The sequence below is a fragment of the Pandoraea apista genome, from assembly GCF_001465595.2.
GTDB lineage: Bacteria > Pseudomonadota > Gammaproteobacteria > Burkholderiales > Burkholderiaceae > Pandoraea > Pandoraea apista.
Window position 1 is genome coordinate 1,320,115 of sequence record NZ_CP013481.2, and the last position, 18,310, is coordinate 1,338,424.

Below are 18,310 nucleotides of genomic sequence, written 5' to 3' on the forward strand. Positions count from 1 at the left end.
CGAAGCGCGAGACGAGAGACGAGAGACGAGAGACGCCGGCGGGGGCGCGGAATCCGGCGTCGATGCTGCCATAGCGCTCGACCGGCGCCTGCGCGAGCTCAACGCCGCAGGCCTTCAGCCGGGTATCCGATCCACTGCGGCCAGTACGTCCTCCGGGCGAATCTCCCGGGAGCATTCGAACGCCCGCGCGGTGCCCTTGTGCCGTGGACACCAGTGAAAGTCGTTGTGATCGTAGCGCAATGCCGGGTCGTGCCAGCAGCCGGTACAGACGTTGCGCGCAATCACGCGGTATGGTGTGGTGAACTCGTTGTGCGGCAGCGTAAAGCCCGAAATCAGCACCGTGGGGGTGCCCATCGTCCACGCCAGCCACGCCAAGCCGCTCGACAAGCCGATGAACGCGTTCGCGTGCATCAGCCAGCGTGCGCGTTCGGTCAGCGGCAGATTGCCCGTTGCATCGATCGCGCCCTGAGGAACCGATTGCCAGAAATCGCCTTTGCCGTGCCGGGCCTTCTGATCGATGCACACCACCTGCACGCCGCGTTCGCGCAAACCGGCCACGACGGTATTCCATCCGTCGGGCCGGTTCCAATACTTGCATTGCGCCGTGCTCTGGACGGCGATACACACATACGGTTCGGCCATTGGCCGCGACACGTCCGGCAACGCCGTTTTTGCCGGTGCCTCGGCGTCGTCGACACCGAGAATGTGCGCGGCCGTACGATGCAACCCCGTCTCCCGGAAGTCGCGCGGTTGCTGGGTGAATCCGTGATCGTCGAAGAACAGGCCCACGTTGTACGTTGCGTAGTACTTGCGCCGCTCGACTTTGTCTTGCGCAACGAAGTCCACGCCGGGATACGCGTCGCGGAACAATGCCGCCACAGCAGGGGTGACCACGCAGGCCAGACGGCAAGCGTGGGTATCGGCGAACCGCAGGGCATAGGGCAGCCAGCCGAGCACGTCGCCCAGCGCCGCGACCGGGAATTGCACGAGCACGTCCTGATCGCGCGCCTCGTAGCGATGCTCGAAGACCACCACGTCGTTCAGCCAGATCGTGATGCCATAGGGCACGAAGTACTTCACGGGGCTACGCACAACCCCTGAGGACAGCGATACCTCGGCGAGCGTGGTGTCATCGCGCAAATCGCTGATGCGCACGCGCCACGGCAGCGGTTGACCGAAATCGGGAATGACCACGCGTGCGCCGTCGTTGAAGTCAAAACGCAGGCCGGCGGGACCCACTTGCGTGGGCAACAGGGCGGGCGCCAGAAAGATCTGGTGTGGCGACGCGACAAACGGTGTCACCACCGGCGCGGGATCGGGCGATGTTGCGCCGGTCGTTGCGTCGGGTTGTGAGGGGGTAGAGACGGCATCGTTCATGCACGACACCTTACGCCGGACGGCTCGCAGGCAATTGTGCGGCAAACGTGCCGAAAGGGGCCCAATTCACGAAATTGGCCGGTTTTGCCGTCATGATCCCTTTCGGAGCCTTTCTGCGGGAAGGAAAACGCTCAGGTCGTGCCGGTCATCGTCTGGTATTGCGCGCGCAGGGCCTGCGTGAAAAGCCGATGCGTCTCGCGCGGGTTCTCACGACGCGTGAACATCGCCACGGGGGGCAGGGTCCAGGTCAGCGACCACGGCACGACGGCCACGCCCGCCACGCGCACCAGCTCCTCGGCAATGTCGGCGGGCAGCAGCGATACCGCGCGCTCGCTGCTCGCCAGCAATTCCCCGGTCAGGCGCGACGAGAAGCTCTCGACCACAGGCACCGGCGGCACCACGCCCGCATGCAGGAAGAGGTCGGAGAGTTGATCGCGCATCGGCGTGTTGGGCGCACCCATGACCCAGTCAAGCTCGGCCAGTTGCGACCACACGGGAGCGCTGCGTCCGAGCCGGGCGGCCAGACGGCGGCTGGCCACCACCCGTGGCATCTGGTGATGCAGGACTTCGAACTGCACCTGCGAGAGATCAACGCTGGCGGCGGCGCGCCCGATCACGACGTCCAGCGTGTGATCGCGCAGTTGCGCCATGAGCGCTTCGCTAGTGCCTTCGTGCAGGGTGACAGTCAGCCGCTGGGGAATCTGGGCGAGGGTCTGCTGAATGGCGGCGGCGAGCGTCTTGCCGGAGATGTAGGGGATCACACCCACCTGAAGCCTTGCGGCGTGACCGGCCATCACCGCCTCGATGTCGCGGGTCAGATGGTCGAGATCGTGCACCATGGCTTGCGCCCGGGCCAGCACCACGGCGCCCAGCGGCGTTGGTGTCATGCCGCGCGGGGTGCGGTCGAACAATGCGCCGCCCAGCATGCTTTCCAGCTCCGCGAGGGCGCTCGTGACCGCCGGCTGACTTGTCGCCATATGCTCGGCCACCCGAGTGAGCGAGCCGTGTTGCTGGATTTGCAGCAACAGCACGAGATGACGCATCTTGAGCCGGGTCGTCAGCCGCCGAACCGCTTCCCCCGTATCGAATGGCACCGCCCCCATCTGTCCTCAATCCCCCTGAAACCCCCGATGCTCGGGGCTTATACCGAAAATATGATGCCCCCATAGTAATTCAGAATCGCCCCCCGCTGGCGTCTGCCTAGAATGGCCTGACATCTGATGCGCCAGGGCGGCAACCGTCTTCGGAACGGTCCGCAGCGCCACGCAGAGCCGAGACATTCACCGAGGACGACACGCCATGAGCAACAACAACGATCACCAGGCCGCCCTGGAATATCACCAGTTCCCGACGCCGGGCAAGATCTCCGTGACGGCCAGCAAGCCGCTCGTCACCCAGCGCGATCTGGCGCTCGCCTACACCCCGGGCGTTGCGATCCCCTGTCAGGAAATTGCAGCCGATCCGGCGCAGTCGTTCAAGTACACGGCGCGGGGCAATCTGGTCGGCGTGATCACGAATGGCTCGGCTGTGCTCGGTCTGGGCAATATCGGTGCGCTCGCGTCCAAGCCTGTCATGGAAGGCAAGGCCGTCCTGTTCAAGAAGTTCGCCGGGATCGATGTATTCGACATCGAAATCACCGAGAGCGACCCGGACAAGCTCGTTGAGATCATTGCCAGTCTCGAAGCCACGTTCGGCGGTATCAATCTGGAAGACATCAAGGCTCCCGAGTGTTTCACCGTCGAGCGCAAGCTGCGCGAACGGATGAAGATCCCTGTCTTCCACGATGACCAGCACGGCACTGCCATCACGGTCAGCGCCGCGTTCATCAACGGCCTGAAGGTGGTGGGAAAGGACATTCGCGACGTGAAGGTCGTGACCTCGGGCGCGGGCGCTGCCGCACTCGCCTGTCTGGACCTGATGGTCGATCTGGGACTGCCGGTCGAGAACATCTGGGCGACGGACATCGACGGCGTGGTGTACGAGGGCCGTGCCGTCGGCATGGATCCGGACAAGGCCCGTTTCGCGCAGAAGACCGACAAGCGCACGCTGGCGGAAGTGATCGAGGGCGCCGACGTGTTCCTCGGCCTGTCTGCCGGCGGTGTGCTCAAGCCGGAGATGCTCAAGACGATGGCGGCGCGGCCGCTGATTCTGGCGCTCGCCAATCCGACGCCGGAAATCTTCCCGGAAGAAGCGCGTGCTGCCCGCGACGACGTGGTGCTCGCGACGGGCCGTTCGGACTTCCCGAATCAGGTCAATAACGTGCTGTGCTTCCCGTACATCTTCCGTGGTGCGCTCGACGTGGGCGCCACCACGATTACGCGCAGCATGGAGATCGCCGCCGTTCACGCGATTGCCGGTCTCGCTCAGGAAGAGCCGAACGACTCCGTGGCGAGCGCATACGGCGCTTACGACCTGTCGTTCGGACCGGAATACCTGATTCCGAAGCCGTTCGACTCGCGCCTGATCGTACGCATCGCACCGGCGGTGGCGCGTGCTGCGATGGAAGACGGTGTGGCCACCCGCCCGATCGCCGACTTCGACGCATACGCCGAGCAATTGCAGCAGTTCGTGTACCACTCGGGCGCGTTCATGAAGCCCATCTTCTCGGCCGCCAAGCAATTGGTGCGCGACGGCGGCAAGGCCCGCATCGTGTTCGCGGAAGGTGAGGAAGAGCGCGTGCTGCGTGCCGTGCAGGTCATCGTCGACGAGAAGCTGGCTCGTCCGATTCTCGTGGGCCGCCCGGAAGTGCTGCTCGCCCGCATCGAAAAGTTTGGTCTGCGCCTGCGTCTGGGTGAAGACGTGGAAGTGACCAACCCGTACTACGACGAGCGCTTCCATCAATACTGGACCAGCTACTGGGAACTGCGCTGCCGCGACGGCATCACGAAGGAAATGGCGCGTGTCGAGATGCGCCGCCGTCTCACGCTGATTGGCGCGATGATGGTGCGTCTGGGCGATGCCGACGGCATGATCTGCGGCACGGTGGGCGCTTACCACGATCACCTGCGCTTCGTTGACGAAGTCATCGGCAAGCAACCGGGCGCGAACACCTATGCAGCGATGAACATTCTGCTGCTCGACAAGCGCACCGTGGCGCTGGTGGACACGCACGTCAACGACGATCCGACGGCCGAGCAGATCGCCGAGTTCACGCTGGCGGCGGCCCGGCAGATGACGTGGCTGAACCTTAACCCGAAGGTCGCGCTGCTCTCGCGCTCGAACTTCGGTTCGGGCAGTGCGGCGTCGGGCACGAAGATGCGTCGCGTGCTGGAGATGGTCACGGCGCAAGCGCCGGAACTTGAGATCGACGGCGAGATGCACGGCGACTGCGCGCTCGACGAAGGTCTGCGCAGCCGTATCCTGCCGCACTCGCGTCTGAAGGGCGCGGCCAACCTGCTGGTGTGCCCGAATGTGGATTCGGGCAACATTGCCTTCAACCTGCTCAAGACGGGCGCGGGCAGCAATGTGGCGGTGGGGCCGTTCCTGCTGGGCGTGGGCGCACCGGTCAACGTGCTGACGTCCAGCTCGACGGTGCGACGCATCATCAACATGACGGCCCTCACCGTCATCCAGGCCAATCGTGACTGAAATCCACGCGGCGCTCGCGCTCGGGTAACGTTCCCGGCGCGGGATGCCGGTCGTGGCGATTCAGCCGATTCCGCCGATTCAGGCGGCCGAGAACGCTGACAAGCCCCGGCAGGTTCGGCAGACGCATCGACGCGATGCGCCGCCAGCCGCGCCGGGGCTTTTCCATGGTCGCCGTTTCCGTTGTGGCCTCCGGCCGCAACGGCTTGCCGAGCAGCGTTGTGCACAGCCATTCGAGCACGCTGCACATCGCGAAGTAGATCAGCGCGACGAACGCGAACACTTCGGCCGGATAGACCATCAGGCGGCTGTTGACCTGCGTGGCGACGAAAGAGAGTTCCGCCACGCCGACGATGTACGCAAGCGAGGTGTCCTTGACGAGCGATACCCATTGATTGATGAACGACGGCGTCATGATGCGCAGCGCCTGTGGCAGCACGATGTGACGCAACGTCTGCGCGCGCGTGAGTCCGAGCGACATCCCCGCTTGCCACTGTGCGGTGCCCACGCCGCGAATTCCCGCGTAGACCGTATGCGAGAGGTAGGCGCCGCCGATCAGCGCGAGCGCACAGGCCACGGTAGCGAGTCCGGGCACGTTCACGTTGAACAGAATCGGCAGCAGAAAGTACGTCCAGAAGATCAGCATCAGCACCGGAATGGCGCGGAAGAAGCCGATCGCGAAGGTGAATATCCAACGCGCCGGACCGCCGAGCATGGCGAGCGCGATGCCGCCCGCCAGTCCCAGCACACCGGAGGCCGCCGCGCTGATCGTGGCGAGCACGAGGGTGAGCGCGGCCCCCGAGAGCGGGCCGTCGGGAAAATCGCCCCAGAGCAGATAGGGCAGGTTGTCGAGTACGGCGGAGAAATGCATGCGAGGCTTTCCGGGAGGAGTCTCTGTCGTTCGCCATCAGCGCGATGGCGCCGTTGCGTGACGATGCGTGGTGGCGATGCTCACGGCCTCGATCAGCGCAATCGCACCGACGTAGAGCAGCGTGGCGATGCCGAACGCCTGAAACGTCTTGAACGTTTCCGTTTCCACCTGCCGCGACGCATACGACAGTTCGGCCAGCCCGATGGCCATCGTGAGCGACGAGTTTTTCACCACATTCATGTACTGGCCGAAGAGCGGCGGCAGAGCGATGCGCACGGCCTGCGGGAGCACCACATGACGGAAGACGGCGAAGCGGCCAAGACCCAACGCGGCCGCGGCGTGTGTCTGCCCGGCAGGTACACCGCGCAGTCCGGCGCGAATTTCCTCGCCGATGAATGCGGTCGTGTAGATTGTGAGGCCGATGAAACCGGCGAGGGTCTCGAGCGTAGGCCAGCGAATATCGAACAGCACGAGATGCCAGCGATGGGGTTGCGAGAGCCACAGCACGGTGTCGGCCGGTAGCAGCGCTGCCACGCCGAAGTACCAGAAGAACAACTGCACCAGCAGCGGCGTGTTGCGCATGAGCGCGACGAAGGCGGTGGCGGGGCGCGCAAGCAGCGCGTTACGCGAGGCGCGGGCGAGAGCCAGTCCGAAGCCGAGTGCCGTGGCGGCGGCGCTGACGGCCACCGCAAGGGCGAGCGTGACACCGAAGCCTTGCAGCAGCCAGCCGACATATTTCGGGGCGAGCCAGTCGATCATGACGGGAATTCCAATGCAAAACGCCGGGTGCGCACGAGGCAGTGACCTCGTGCGCCCCGGCGAGGCCGACGGGGCAAGCGTCAGGCCTTGTCGCCGATCTTGAACAGACGCGGCAGCGGCTGAGCCGTGTTCGGGCCGAACCAGCGGTCGTAGATATTCGCCGCGGTGCCGTCTTTTTCGAGTCCGCGCAGCGTGTCGTTCACGAATGCCGTCAGGCGCGCTTCGCCCTTGGGAACGCCCACGCCCATGTAGTCGTTCGAGATCGTGAACGCGGGGATCTCATAGTTCTGCTTGTCGGGCACATTGGCCAGCAGGCCGACGAGCTTCGGACCGTCCTGCGTGATCGCCTGGACTGTGCCGGTGCGCAGTGCGGCGAACGCGAACGGCGTGTCGTCGAACGCGACGATCGTTGCCTTCGGGAATTTCTCGCGCAGCGTGATTTCGTTGGTGGTGCCCTTGTCGGCGCCGATGCGCAGTGCGTTCAGTTGATCGGGCGAGGACAACGTGCCCTTTTTCGCGAGGAATTGCTGACCTGACGAGAAGTACGGAATGCTGAAGTCGATCTGCTTGGCGCGCTCGTCGGTGATGGTGAAGTTCGCCAGCACGAGGTCGACCTTCTTCGACGTGAGGAACGGAATGCGATTGGCTGGATTCGTCGGCTGAATTTCGAGCTTCACGCCGAGCTTGTCGGCCAGCGCCTTGGCGTAGTCGACATCGAGGCCGACGATCTTGTGCGACTTCGCGTCGACATAGCCGAACGGCGGATTGCTGTCGAACGTGGCTACGCGAAGCACGCCGGCCTTCTTGATGTCGTCGAGTTTGTCGGCATGCGCGGCGAGCGGCGCCAGGGCCGCCACCGAAAGGAGTGCGGCGGCGAGGGTGGAAACAGTGAGTCGTGCGCGTGATTGGCGAGTCTTGTTTTGCATGGCCTGTTGGGCTCCGTTTTGCGTAGATCCGTCTCGGGTCCCGGTCTCGCCAACGCAAACGGCGGACAGTCATTGGCGGGGACCGGCTGCGGGTAGCAGCGAGCGGGTTCTCTACGATAACGGCGCACCTGCGCGCGCCCAACCAATCGATTTTCCTTAGCAAAACGCCGGCGCTGATAAGCGCCGGCGTTCGTGTCGATCAGAGACGGCTGTGAAGCGGATCAGCCGTGGTGATCGTAGCCGCGGTGATCGTCATGATGGTCGGGGCCCCGGCCGTGATCGCCATGATCCCAGCCGCCACGGTTCAACTCCCAACCGTGCGGCCCCTGATGCCAGGTCGGTGCGCGATACGCGTAGCCCGGACGCTCACGTTCCCAGTGGCCGCCACGCCACACGTGGTGGTGGCCGTCCCAGTCCCAGAAGCCCGGCGCCCAAACGTACCCGACGCGCGGCGGCGGCACCGGCTCATAACGCGGCGGCGGCGGCGCGCCGATGCTGATGGAAACGCCTACCTGAGCGTGGGCCGGCGCCACGGCAATCCCGCCGAGCGTGGCAGCCACGAGCGCAATGGTCAGAGTCAGTTTTTTCATATTCGCCCCCTTGAAAGCGATGTCTTGGTACATCTTCATCCTACGAGGGGACGGAGCAATGACGAAGCAAATAGTCGTAAAAAAGTGTTGGAAATGTTTCGTTTCATTCGCCGAAAAGCCGCACGAACGGCCGTTCGCACTGATTGGCCGATAGTCGGGATTGCTTGCCGAAAGTCAGTGCGAACGCCGCACGTCACGCCGTCGATGCGTGCTGATGACGATATTCCTGCGTGCGTCCGCCGTAACCGTAAGCGGCGGCGCGAGCGTCGATCACATGAATGTACGAGCACGCATGCACGTTACCGAGCAGGCCCGACACGGTTTCGAAGACCTGCGCGATGAACTGCGCTTTCTCCGCTTTCGTGTTCGTCTCGTCTGTCACGCTGATATCCAGATGAAAGGCGTTTTTCCCCTGTTCCGAGAGTGGCGCGCCACCGATGAACCAGCGTTCGTGCGGCACATAGTCGACGGTCACGGCAATGACTTCCGGCGCCTTGTGCAGCGTGTCCACAGTCAGTTGCGACACGGCGCGCACGGCCTCGCGCGAGAGCGCGTCGTTGGGCGTACCGGAGAGTTGAAGAACGATGTGCGGCATGGTGTGACTCCCAAATGTTGAGCGATGTATGACGACAGCCATTGCAGTGTAGGGAGATGATTGACATCGGAAAAGCGGGAATTTACGATTTGATCCATCGGTTTCTTCAATGGATGTAATCATGGTGGCGGGATTCGATTTCGATCAGTTGCGTACCTTCGTCGCTGTGGCCGAGGCGGGTAGCCTGTCGGCGGCGGCGCCGCGTGTCTTCCTGTCGCAGTCGTCAGTGAGCGAACAGGTTCGCAAGCTGGAGGAGCGCGTTGGCGTGACACTGTTCACGCGCGGCAAGCAAGGGGTCGCAACAACGCCCGCGGGCGAGCGGCTGCTGACCCATGCGCGGCAATTGATCGCTCAGTCGGAACGGGCCTGGCACGATGTGCGCGGGTTTTCGCTCGCTGGCGAGCTGCGGCTGGCGATCACCGACTACTTCCGTCCCGGCGATGTGGCGCGCATGCTGCGGCACCTGAGTGTGGCGTATCCGTCACTGCGCATTCATGTGACGATTCTGAAGAGCGGCGTGATCGAGTCGGGTTACGACAGCGGCGACTTCGACATTGGCTTGTCGATGCGCGTGCTTGGCAAGTCCCTCGGCCGCGACGCCGTCGCGGGCAGCCGCACGCTCGGGCGAGAGTCGCTCGACTGGGTGGCGTCGCCGGATTTCGTGCTTGAGGAAGGGGTGCCGCTACCGCTCCTGGTGCTGCCAGACACCTGTGCGCTTCACCGCTTCACCACGCAATGGCTCGACGAGCATCGCGTGCCTTACACGATTGCCCATGTGGCGTCGGGGGTGGCAGGGTTGCAGTTGGCGTTGAGCGCGGGGCTCGGGGTGGCATGTCTGAATACATCGGCGGCGGGCCCGGCGCTCGCGCGCATCGAAACGTTGGTGCCGGGGCGACGTTTGCCGTCGTTACCGGACGCCGAGTTTCATCTGTTGCCCGCGCGCCGCGGCGAACCCGAATGGGTGACGCAGGCGCGCGACGCGTTGGCGGGGCAGCTTACAGCGCGTTGAGCGGAATCTTCAGGTAGCGCGTGCCGTTGGCCTCCGGCGGGGGCATGTCGCCCGCGCGGATGTTGACCTGTACGGCAGGCAGGATCAGCGTGGGCATGTCGAGCGTGCGATCACGGGCTTCGCGCATGGCGACGAAGGCGTCTTCGTCGATGCCGTCGTGTACATGAATGTTCGCGCGGCGCTGCTCGCCAACCGTCGTTTGCCAGTTCGCTTCGCGTCCGGCCGGCGGATAGTCGTGGCACATGAACAGGCGTGTCGACTCTGGCAGCGCCAGCAGGCGGCGGATCGACCGGTACAGCGTGTGCGCGTTGCCGCCGGGAAAGTCGCAGCGCGCGGTGCCGACATCGGGCATGAAAAGCGTGTCGCCCACGAACACGGCGTCGCCCACGCGATAGGCCATGTCGGCCGGCGTATGCCCTGGCACGAACATCGCCTCGGCCTGCAACGTGCCAATGGCGAACGTCTCGCCGTCTTCGAACAAGTGGTCGAACTGCGAGCCGTCGGGTGGTACGTCGGCCCCCAGATGGAACAGCTTCTTGAAGACGTGCTGGACATCGCGAATGTGCGCGCCAATGGCAATGCGCCCGCCCACGCGCTCCTTGAGCCAGCGGGCCGACGACAGATGATCGGCGTGCGCGTGCGTTTCGAGAATCCAGTCGACCGTGAGCTTTTGCGCGGCGACGAACTCGAGAACACGTTCGGCCGACCCGGTATGCGTGCGCCCCGCCTTGGGGTCGTAGTCGAGCACCGGGTCAAGGATCGCGGCGTGACCGCCTGGCGCATCGAACACGACGTACGTCACCGTGGCGGTGGCGGTGTCGAAGAAGGCTTCGATGTGTGCTGGCGTGGCTGACATGACCGGCTCCTGCAAAAATTTATCGATTCATATATTATAAATCAGTAAAGTGTCCGTAATCGACGCGTCGCGCGTGACATCGTGTCGCGTCGCCGTGACTTTCTGATTTGCATCGATCCTGCCATGCCCCGAGTGACTGCGCTATCCCCTGTCGGCCGGGCGAGTGTCTCCACAGACGTCGCGCCGCTCGATATTGCGCGCCTGCGAACCGCCGCACGCGACGCCACGGCGCTGCTGCGTGCGCTTGCCAATGAAGACCGCCTGCTGATCTTGTGCTAGCTCACGCAGGGAGAGTTGTCAGTGGGCGAACTGGAGGCGCAGCTCGACATCCGGCAACCGACACTCTCGCAGCAACTCGCTGTGCTGCGCACCGAAGCGCTGGTGACCACGCGCCGGGACGGCAAGCGCATCTATTATTCGGTCGCGGATGGGGCTGTACTGGCGGTGCTGGCTTGTCTCTACGATCAGTTTTGTCCGAGGCCCTGATGGGGCCCAATGGCCGTCGATCCCTCTGATCCCACTGATCGCGTTTGTCGTCGCTATTGTTTCTGTCGTTTGATTTCTCACCGCGCCTTGCCGGTCGTCCAATGCCTAAGGAGACGCTCCGCTCATGACTCTCGACACGCTTCACTTCACCCCCTGGACAGCTTTGGCCGGTGGGGTGCTGATTGGACTCGCCGTTGTCTGGCTGATGCTGTCGGCCGGGCGCATCGCGGGCATCTCCGGCATCGTCGGCGGCCTGTTGCGGCCTCGCGCCGGCGATGTGGGCTGGCGCGTTGTCTTCATCGCCGGCATGATGGCGGCGCCCTGGGTGTACCGCGCCGTTGCCGTAGTCCCCGAAGCGCAGATCGATGCCGGCACGGCCATGCTCATCGCGGCTGGCTTGCTGGTGGGCTTCGGCACGCGGCTTGGATCGGGCTGCACGAGCGGGCACGGTGTTTGCGGCCTGTCGCGTTTGTCGTGGCGCTCGCTCGTTGCCACGCTGTGTTTCATGGCAACCGGCGTCGCGACAGTGTTTGTCGTGCGGCATGTCCTGAATGTAGGAGGTGCCGCGTGAAGAAGTTGCTCTTCGCATTCATCGGCGGTCTCGTGTTCGGGCTTGGGCTGATTCTCGCGGGCATGGCCAATCCGGCAAAGGTGCTGGGCTTCCTTGACCTTGCGGGGCAATGGGACCCATCGCTGGCGTTCGTGATGGGCGGGGCTGTTGCCGTGGGGCTGCTGGGCTTCCGTCTGGCGCATTCGCGCCCGGTCGCGTGGACGGGCGAACCGCGTGTGTGGCCAGCTTTGCACGGTCTGGACAAACGGCTCGTGCTCGGTGCGTTGCTGTTCGGTATCGGTTGGGGGATCGCGGGTATTTGCCCGGGCCCGGCGCTGGTGCTGCTTGGCGCGGGTTCCGGCAAGGCGCTGCTGTTCGTTGCGGCGATGGTCGGTGGTATGGCGCTGCACGCAATGGTCTTCCGCGCAGGTACGAAATAAACGGCGCGACGGAACGTGGAGCGAAGCGTGAGGCGCGGTCCGAGACATGAAGCAAGACACCGCGCCGTGTCTGCGATTCAGTGCTTGCCTGCCAGCTCCGTGCCGGCGTCTGCGGGGAGTTGCCGGGTGACGGGGATCGACAGCCACGAGAACAGCCCGATCACGAGGAATGCCGGGAGGAAGTCGCTGGCCGTCAGTTGCTCGTGACCAGCGAGCCGGCTGCTCGCCTGTAGCACCATCCCTGAAATCGTCACGCCCAACCCGAGCGATAACTGTTGTACAACGCTCGCGAGGCTCGTTGCGCGGCTGGCGTCGGCACTCGCAATGTCGGCGTACACGATCGAGTTCAGGCATGTGAATTGGAGCGACGGGAAGAAGCCGCCGAAGGCCACCACGGCCAGCATGACAAGTACCGGCGTGTTGTGCGTGAACAGCCCGTAGGACGAGAGCGCCAGTCCGGCCAGTGCCGCGTTGACGATCAGCACCCGGCGGAAACCGAATCTTGCCAGCACCCGTTGCGCAATCGCCTTCATGAAAATGGCACCGAACGCCGACGCACAGGTGATCATGCCGGATTCGAACGGGTCCATATGCAGCCCCTCCTGCAGCGCCAGCGGCAGCAAAAATGGCACGGCGCCCAGACCGATGCGAAAGAGCGAACCGCCAACGACGCTGGCGTGGAACGTTGGAATACGCAGAAGGCGGAAATCGAGCAGAGGCGCTTCTACACGATTCGCATGCCGCCAGTAGGCGTAGACGAATACGGCGCCCAGTGCGCACATGGTGAACACAACGCTGTCGGCGACCTGGTGTTCACCGATCATGGCCAGCCCGAGCATGAGCAGGCCGCTGCCCAGCGCGGAGAGCATGAAGCCGAGTGTGTCGAGACGTCCGGCGTCGCCGCCGCGCTCGTTGTCGATGTACTTGCCCGCAAGGTAAATGCCGAGCAGGCTGACCGGAATGTTGATGAAGAAGATCCAGCGCCAGTGCAAATAGGCCGTAATGGCGCCACCGAGCGGCGGCCCAATGACCGGGCCGAGCAACGCGGGCATGGTCAGGTAGCCAATAGCCTTGACCAGATCATGCTTGGGCACCGCGCGGAAGATCACGAGACGGCCGACCGGCACCATCATCGCGCCGCCAACCCCCTGTAGGAAGCGCGCGAATACAAACGTCGGCAGCGAGAACGACAGCGCGCACAGAATCGATCCGGCCATGAAAATGCCGATCGCGGTACGAAAGACGTTGCGCGCACCGAAACGGTCCGAGACCCAGCCGCAGATCGGAATGAAGATGCCCAGTCCGACCACGTAGGCGGTGAGCGCCATCTTCAGTGAGATCGGGTCCTGATGAAGATCGCGTGCCATGGCGGGCAGCGAAGTCGTGATCACCGTGGCGTCGATGTTCTCCATGAACAGAGCGCAAGCGATGATGAGCGGAATAATGACGGCGCGCGACACGATGGGGGGGACGGCTGGCGCAAAGACTCGGATTCTCCCACGATTTAAGCGTACGCTTCAATCGCGAAGGCGACGCTCACCGCTTGCCGGACGCCAATTCGTCGGCACCGAGCCGATACAGCACGTGGCGACGCAGTCGATGGCCCAATGGTATCAATGGGTGCAGAAAGTCCTCGTCGGGGCAGTGGCGCATGCCGATGCGCTGCATTACTGCGCGCGAGCGCACGTTGGCGGGCACGGTAAACGAGACAAGTTCGTCGAGGCCCAGTGTCCCGAACGCGAACTGCGCCGCCGCGCGTGCCGCTTCCGTTGCATAGCCCTTCGACCACCACGCTGTCGCCAGCCGCCAGCCGATCTCCACCGCCGGCACGAAAGGGGCGTCGAAACCCACACGCATCAGGCCGACGAAACCGGCAAACGGCGTCACGCCTGGAATCTCGAGTGCCCATGGGCCGTAACCGTGCGTCTCGATGTGTTGCGCCAACCGGTGGGCGACGGCGTCGCTTTGGGCACGATCGAGCGTCGTAGGAAAGTGGCGCATGACTTCCCGGTCGGCGTTGAGCGCGGCGAAAAGCGGCAGGTCTTCCAGGCGCCACTGACGCAGAATCGTACGCTCGGTCGTCAGCGTCTGAGCAGGCGTGCCGAAAGGAGCATGTGAATTCGTGGCAATGGTCGACGTCGTCATGCAGTAAAAATTCCTGTTGAATCAGTTCGAATTCGGACGGCAATTGCCGATCGGGTCAAATCAGGATTTGCTTAATTTCGGCGGCGCGAATATCTCATTCTCCTTGGAAAGCCTTGTGGCAGGGCCTCCGGCGGGAATTTGCGTACGGATGAATTGTCTCATCTTACGAAATCTCTTTCGATTCGAGAAATGACTTCGGCGCATGAGAGTGACGTATACGTCAACAAATCGGAACGGGCGTCGCTTTGTCCCGATTTATCGGAATCTCGTCTCCCGGAAGGTCATCGAAGACCTATTGCGGGCGATATCGGTAAAAGGCACATTCCGGGCTGCGAGCCGAGCGGTATCCGCCGATATCCGTCGTGCTTCGGACGAAAGCAGTCTAATTCTCTGGGGAAATTCTCAACCGTGGATATTCGTAATTCTTGCCGTCTGATGCGAAAAATCCGAATGAGCAGAGTGCTTCGGATCACAGAATGATTGGATTGCGCTTAAATATTTGTGATCGTATATCTTGAGGTGCCGAACGATCAAAACGTCGATGCCACGGGCGAGGGAACCCGAACCCGGTAAATACTTACCAAATCTTGCAGGAGGAGGCGTGGACCCATAGTGCCGCGTGGAGTCCTGATCACTGCGCGGAGAATTCGGTTCATCTTACAAGGCGATTGGCACCGATTATCGAGTGATATCGTCTTCGCGAGCGCAGTGGTAATCCCGGATTCATGCCCTGATTCTGTGCATTTTCTGAAGTGTCGCTAGGACAATTCAATGAAATTTGTGCGTGCACAGACTCATTTGATGGAAATGCCGTTTTCCAATTATTAAAACTCGTGCTATTTTAAGTGGCGATCCATTTTAACAACGTAAGGACACGCCAGATGGCAAGCTATAAGGAACTCGTCGCGCAACGCGAAAAGATCGAAAAGCAAATCGAAGAGGCCCGGACCCGCGAAGTGGCCCAGGTCATCGCCGAAGTCAAACAGAAGATCCAGGAATATGAACTGACGGCAAAGGATCTGGGACTTGCCACGACGGACGGTCGTCGTCGCGCCGCTCGCGCACAGATTGCGCCGAAGTATATGAATCCGGCCACCGGCGAAACGTGGTCGGGCCGCGGCCGCGCGCCGAAGTGGGTTGGGAAGAACAAAGAGAAGTTCTTGATCAAGTAATACGCCGGCGAAAGCCGGACTGGCGTTGCCGGTCACATGCCAGGGAGGTTGGGGAGCCGGCGGTCGCTGTGACGCGCTAAGGTCACAGCGCTTTGCCATCTCCACCGTGTCCCTGAGAGCAGTAAAGCAGCAGCCTAGTAATAGTCGTTTTGCCCCCCAACCTCGGATCGCCTGGCTGTGGCTTGATGTGATGCAGTGCCTGAAAAGTCAAAACCCGCCGTTCGTTTATCGACGGCGGGTTTTTTCATTGTGTGGGAATGAGAGGGCGGCGACTGAGGCAAGAGGCAACGCCGTCCGCCCGAATCGGCCGATGGGCCGCCCCAGCACCGCAAGCCGCTTATCGACGCCTATCGGCACTTATTCCGCGCTTCCCTCCGCGCTTCTCTTCGCGCTTACTCCGCACCGGGATCGTCCGGTGGAAACATCAGGGTGACCTGCAATCCGCCCGTAGGACGATTGGTGAACGAGACTCGCCCGCCCAATTGCTGGGTCAGTTTGTCGACGATGGCCAGCCCAAGTCCGCAGTGGGCGTTGCCACCGCGAGCCGGATCAAGGCGCACGAAAGGTCTCACGATACGATTGATGTCTTCGTTCGGAATGCCCGGGCCGCTGTCTTCGATGACAAGGCGCCAGCCACTGGCGTCTCGCGATGTGCGGATCGCGAGCGGCGCCCGCCCGTAGGTGACCGCATTGTCGAGCAGGTTATTCACGATGCGCTCGAGGTAGGTCTGGCGCAGCCTGAAGCCCGGCCCGGCTTGTAAGTCCAGTTCGATGGCATAGCCCTGATCGAGGAACGGCGCAATCAGCGAAGGAATCCGTGCCTCCACCGGCGACGCCGCGCCGTCCATTTCGACACCTCGGGCAAACAGCAGGAACTGGTCGACGATCCGGGTCATCGATTCGGCGTCGCGCGTGATGCCTTCGCTCATCTGCACGTCGTCGAGCATTTCGGCACGCAGACGCAAACGTGCAAGCGGCGTCTTCAGATCGTGGGCGATCCCGGCGAGCATCGTATTGCGCTCGCGGTCGGTCTGCACGATATCGTGACTCATGCGATTGAAACGCTCGGTCAGTTGACGCAGCTCCAGCGGGCCGCGCTCCTTGACCTGTGTTCGAACGCGATGGGTCGCGAGTTGCTCGGCTGCGGCGGCCATATCCCGCACTGGCCGCTGCAATTGCCAGGCGGCAAACAGCGCAAAGATGACCGTAATACCGAGTACGGCGGCCAGGCCCGGCAGAATCGTGGCGGTGCCCGGCGGGTTGCGCACCGATAGTACCGGCGTGGCGATCCAGTAGTCGCGCCCCGGCAGGCGTGCCCAGATGCGCGGCGGTGGTGTGCGTTCCACGCGCAGTTGCGTGCCGGCCGGCAGACGCCGGGCAAGTTCGGTCGTCAGGCGAGCGTTCTTGCTGGTCGGCTCGAACACGTCGCCATGGGCGAACGAGACCGGTACGACCTGGACGAGATCGGGCAACGTGAGCGTTGAGTTGCCTTCATGCACTTCCGACGCGGACTTGATGATGAACGCCATTTGCTCGGCGGCGTTCTGCACGCGCGTGTCGTCATGATCGCTGCGCAGGATCGTGAGATACGAGAAATGGCTGATGACCAGCGCCGCGATGATGAGCAGCGCCAGCCGGCCAAACAGAGTGTCGAAACGGCCCTTCATGTCATGCTCCGCATGGGGGCCGGGGGCAGCAGTATCGGCGTCATGCCGGAGTCCTTCTCAGACCGGAAGAGGATACCTTCGTACAGGACGTCGGTAAAAGGGCGAGTCCGGTGCCGGTCGATCAACCGGTCGCCATATCGGCGCGTTGGCCGTCGGGAACGAAGATATAACCACGCCCGCGCACGGTCTGGATAAAGCGCGGGCTCTGCGCGTCTTCGTCGAGCAAACGGCGCAGGCGCCAGATTTGCACGTCGATGCCGCGGTCGTTGACGTCGCTATCGGCGCCGTAAAGCAATTCGATGATGCGTTCGCGCGAGAGCACCTGCATGGCGTGGTTCACCAACAGGCGCAGCAAGCCATATTCACCGTCCGAGAGCGTAAGCAACTGGGCATCGCGGGTCAGCGTGCGGCTGCGGAAGTCGAGTACGAATGGGCCGAACGTGTAGTTCTCGCGTTGCTCGGGCACGGCGGCGTCGGGTGTCTTGCGACGACGCAGCACGGCGTTGATGCGGGCCAGCAGCTCGCGCGGGCTGAACGGCTTGCCGAGATAGTCGTCGGCGCCGATTTCCAGTCCCACGATGCGGTCGATCTCGTCGCTGCGCGCCGTGAGCAGGATCACCGGCACATCGTCGTTGCGCGCTCGCAGGTCACGCAACGCCGTGAGGCCATCGACCTTGGGCATCATCAGGTCGAGCACGATCAGGGCGGGACGCTCACGCTCGAGGCGTGCGGCCAGCCCATCGCCGTCATGCATGACGGCGACCGAGAAGCCGTGGCGGCTCAGGTACTCGCGCAGCAGATCACGCAGATCGGGATCGTCGTCGACAACAAGAATTTTCATATTCGTTCGGACGGGTGGTGTCGTCATGATAGTGGTCTCCCCGCGCGGCCAGACACGCGTTTTGTTTCCGGACATTACAGTCTTGGTTGTCTGTAACGATGCGTAATAATAGAGCCAGCTTCGATTTCGCACGAATTTCCCCCGCTTCACGTAAGCTTTGCTCTGCTCAATACGTCGCGGTTTTGCCGCAGTTTCGCTGCAATTTCGCAGCCGTTTCATCGCCGTTTGAGCGGCAAATTTCGCACACCCAATCGCACATCTCGCGTTGCGAGAGCGCTGCGACAAGGCATTGCAGGGTTCGGCGCGACGCCGGCAGATATTGCGCACCGGGCACGACGCGAACCATCGGCAGCCCAGCCGGTCTTTCAGCAGCAACGCTTTCGCTTGCCCGCAGGGAAAGCTGCTGTAATCGGCGATTGCGCCAGGCTTTCACAACGGTCT

The 18,310-nt window shown here is 63.0% G+C and carries 16 protein-coding genes and 3 pseudogenes; 6 read left to right on the plus strand and 13 right to left on the minus strand.

What is annotated here, in order from left to right; genetic code table 11:
• Nucleotides 1–34: 34 nt before the first annotated feature.
• From AT395_RS26070 to AT395_RS06180, 3 genes and pseudogenes are all read right to left on the minus strand, one after another.
• Nucleotides 35–130: pseudogene (locus AT395_RS26070) on the minus strand (VOC family protein); the annotation flags it as partial.
• On the minus strand, nucleotides 115–1,377 hold the full coding sequence (locus tag AT395_RS06175; RefSeq protein WP_048627832.1) for an autotransporter strand-loop-strand O-heptosyltransferase: 1,263 nt from the start codon (nucleotides 1,375–1,377) through the stop codon (nucleotides 115–117). The pseudogene AT395_RS26070 and the gene AT395_RS06175, both read right to left, overlap by 16 nt.
• Nucleotides 1,378–1,508: 131 nt before the next feature.
• Nucleotides 1,509–2,471, minus strand: coding sequence for a LysR family transcriptional regulator (locus AT395_RS06180; protein WP_042117263.1), 963 nt, complete (start codon nucleotides 2,469–2,471; stop codon nucleotides 1,509–1,511).
• Nucleotides 2,472–2,676: 205 nt separating this feature from the next.
• On the opposite strand from AT395_RS06180, the gene AT395_RS06185 reads away from it, so the two are divergent.
• Entirely contained in the window at nucleotides 2,677–4,965 is a 2,289-nt protein-coding gene (locus AT395_RS06185; RefSeq protein WP_048627831.1) for an NADP-dependent malic enzyme, read from the plus strand.
• 148 nt (nucleotides 4,966–5,113) lie between these two features.
• On the opposite strand, the pseudogene AT395_RS06190 reads toward AT395_RS06185, so the two are convergent.
• The 5 genes and pseudogenes from AT395_RS06190 to AT395_RS06210 form a co-directional block, all read right to left on the minus strand.
• Nucleotides 5,114–5,833 (minus strand): annotated as a pseudogene (locus tag AT395_RS06190) (amino acid ABC transporter permease); the annotation flags it as partial.
• A gap of 36 nt (nucleotides 5,834–5,869) precedes the next feature.
• On the minus strand, nucleotides 5,870–6,592 hold the full coding sequence (locus AT395_RS06195) for an amino acid ABC transporter permease (RefSeq protein WP_048627830.1): 723 nt from the start codon (nucleotides 6,590–6,592) through the stop codon (nucleotides 5,870–5,872).
• A gap of 80 nt (nucleotides 6,593–6,672) precedes the next feature.
• Complete coding sequence (locus AT395_RS06200) at nucleotides 6,673–7,518, minus strand: ABC transporter substrate-binding protein (RefSeq protein WP_042112610.1); 846 nt, start codon at nucleotides 7,516–7,518, stop codon at nucleotides 6,673–6,675.
• 221 nt (nucleotides 7,519–7,739) lie between these two features.
• Nucleotides 7,740–8,108: a YXWGXW repeat-containing protein gene (locus AT395_RS06205; protein WP_042117260.1), complete on the minus strand. Its 369-nt coding sequence runs from the start codon at nucleotides 8,106–8,108 to the stop codon at nucleotides 7,740–7,742.
• Between the two features lie 193 nt (nucleotides 8,109–8,301).
• Complete coding sequence (locus AT395_RS06210; protein WP_048627829.1) at nucleotides 8,302–8,703, minus strand: tautomerase family protein; 402 nt, start codon at nucleotides 8,701–8,703, stop codon at nucleotides 8,302–8,304.
• Between the two features lie 124 nt (nucleotides 8,704–8,827).
• On the opposite strand from AT395_RS06210, the gene AT395_RS06215 reads away from it, so the two are divergent.
• Nucleotides 8,828–9,712, plus strand: coding sequence for a LysR family transcriptional regulator (locus tag AT395_RS06215; RefSeq protein ID WP_048627856.1), 885 nt, complete (start codon nucleotides 8,828–8,830; stop codon nucleotides 9,710–9,712).
• Here the strand turns inward: AT395_RS06215 and AT395_RS06220 are convergent.
• Nucleotides 9,699–10,568 carry an MBL fold metallo-hydrolase gene (locus AT395_RS06220; protein WP_042112608.1) on the minus strand — a complete coding sequence of 290 codons (870 nt, stop codon included), beginning with the start codon at nucleotides 10,566–10,568 and terminating at the stop codon, nucleotides 9,699–9,701. The two genes, AT395_RS06215 and AT395_RS06220, sit on opposite strands and share 14 nt — an antisense overlap.
• 123 nt (nucleotides 10,569–10,691) lie before the next feature.
• Between AT395_RS06220 and AT395_RS06225 the strand changes: the two are divergent.
• From AT395_RS06225 to AT395_RS06235, 3 genes and pseudogenes are all read left to right on the plus strand, one after another.
• Nucleotides 10,692–11,054 (plus strand): annotated as a pseudogene (locus AT395_RS06225) (ArsR/SmtB family transcription factor).
• 124 nt (nucleotides 11,055–11,178) lie between these two features.
• Entirely contained in the window at nucleotides 11,179–11,625 is a 447-nt protein-coding gene (locus AT395_RS06230; RefSeq protein ID WP_042112606.1) for a YeeE/YedE family protein, read from the plus strand.
• Nucleotides 11,622–12,044: a DUF6691 family protein gene (locus tag AT395_RS06235; RefSeq protein WP_048627828.1), complete on the plus strand. Its 423-nt coding sequence runs from the start codon at nucleotides 11,622–11,624 to the stop codon at nucleotides 12,042–12,044. Before AT395_RS06230 ends, AT395_RS06235 begins: the two co-directional genes overlap by 4 nt.
• 77 nt (nucleotides 12,045–12,121) lie before the next feature.
• On the opposite strand, the gene AT395_RS06240 is transcribed toward AT395_RS06235, so the two are convergent.
• Nucleotides 12,122–13,456: an MFS transporter gene (locus AT395_RS06240; protein ID WP_048627855.1), complete on the minus strand. Its 1,335-nt coding sequence runs from the start codon at nucleotides 13,454–13,456 to the stop codon at nucleotides 12,122–12,124.
• Between the two features lie 124 nt (nucleotides 13,457–13,580).
• On the minus strand, nucleotides 13,581–14,189 hold the full coding sequence (locus AT395_RS06245) for a GNAT family N-acetyltransferase (RefSeq protein WP_082164648.1): 609 nt from the start codon (nucleotides 14,187–14,189) through the stop codon (nucleotides 13,581–13,583).
• An 881-nt stretch (nucleotides 14,190–15,070) separates the two neighbouring features.
• Between AT395_RS06245 and AT395_RS06250 the strand changes: the two genes are divergently transcribed.
• Nucleotides 15,071–15,361, plus strand: a complete 291-nt coding sequence (locus tag AT395_RS06250; RefSeq protein WP_042112604.1) for an H-NS histone family protein — start codon at nucleotides 15,071–15,073, stop codon at nucleotides 15,359–15,361.
• Nucleotides 15,362–15,753: 392 nt separating this feature from the next.
• Here AT395_RS06250 and AT395_RS06255 read toward each other — a convergent pair whose 3' ends face one another.
• Together AT395_RS06255 and AT395_RS06260 are read right to left on the minus strand one after the other, a co-directional pair.
• Nucleotides 15,754–17,028: an ATP-binding protein gene (locus AT395_RS06255; protein ID WP_042112603.1), complete on the minus strand. Its 1,275-nt coding sequence runs from the start codon at nucleotides 17,026–17,028 to the stop codon at nucleotides 15,754–15,756.
• 121 nt (nucleotides 17,029–17,149) lie between these two features.
• Complete coding sequence (locus tag AT395_RS06260) at nucleotides 17,150–17,869, minus strand: response regulator (RefSeq protein ID WP_036663232.1); 720 nt, start codon at nucleotides 17,867–17,869, stop codon at nucleotides 17,150–17,152.
• Nucleotides 17,870–18,310 lie beyond the last annotated feature (441 nt).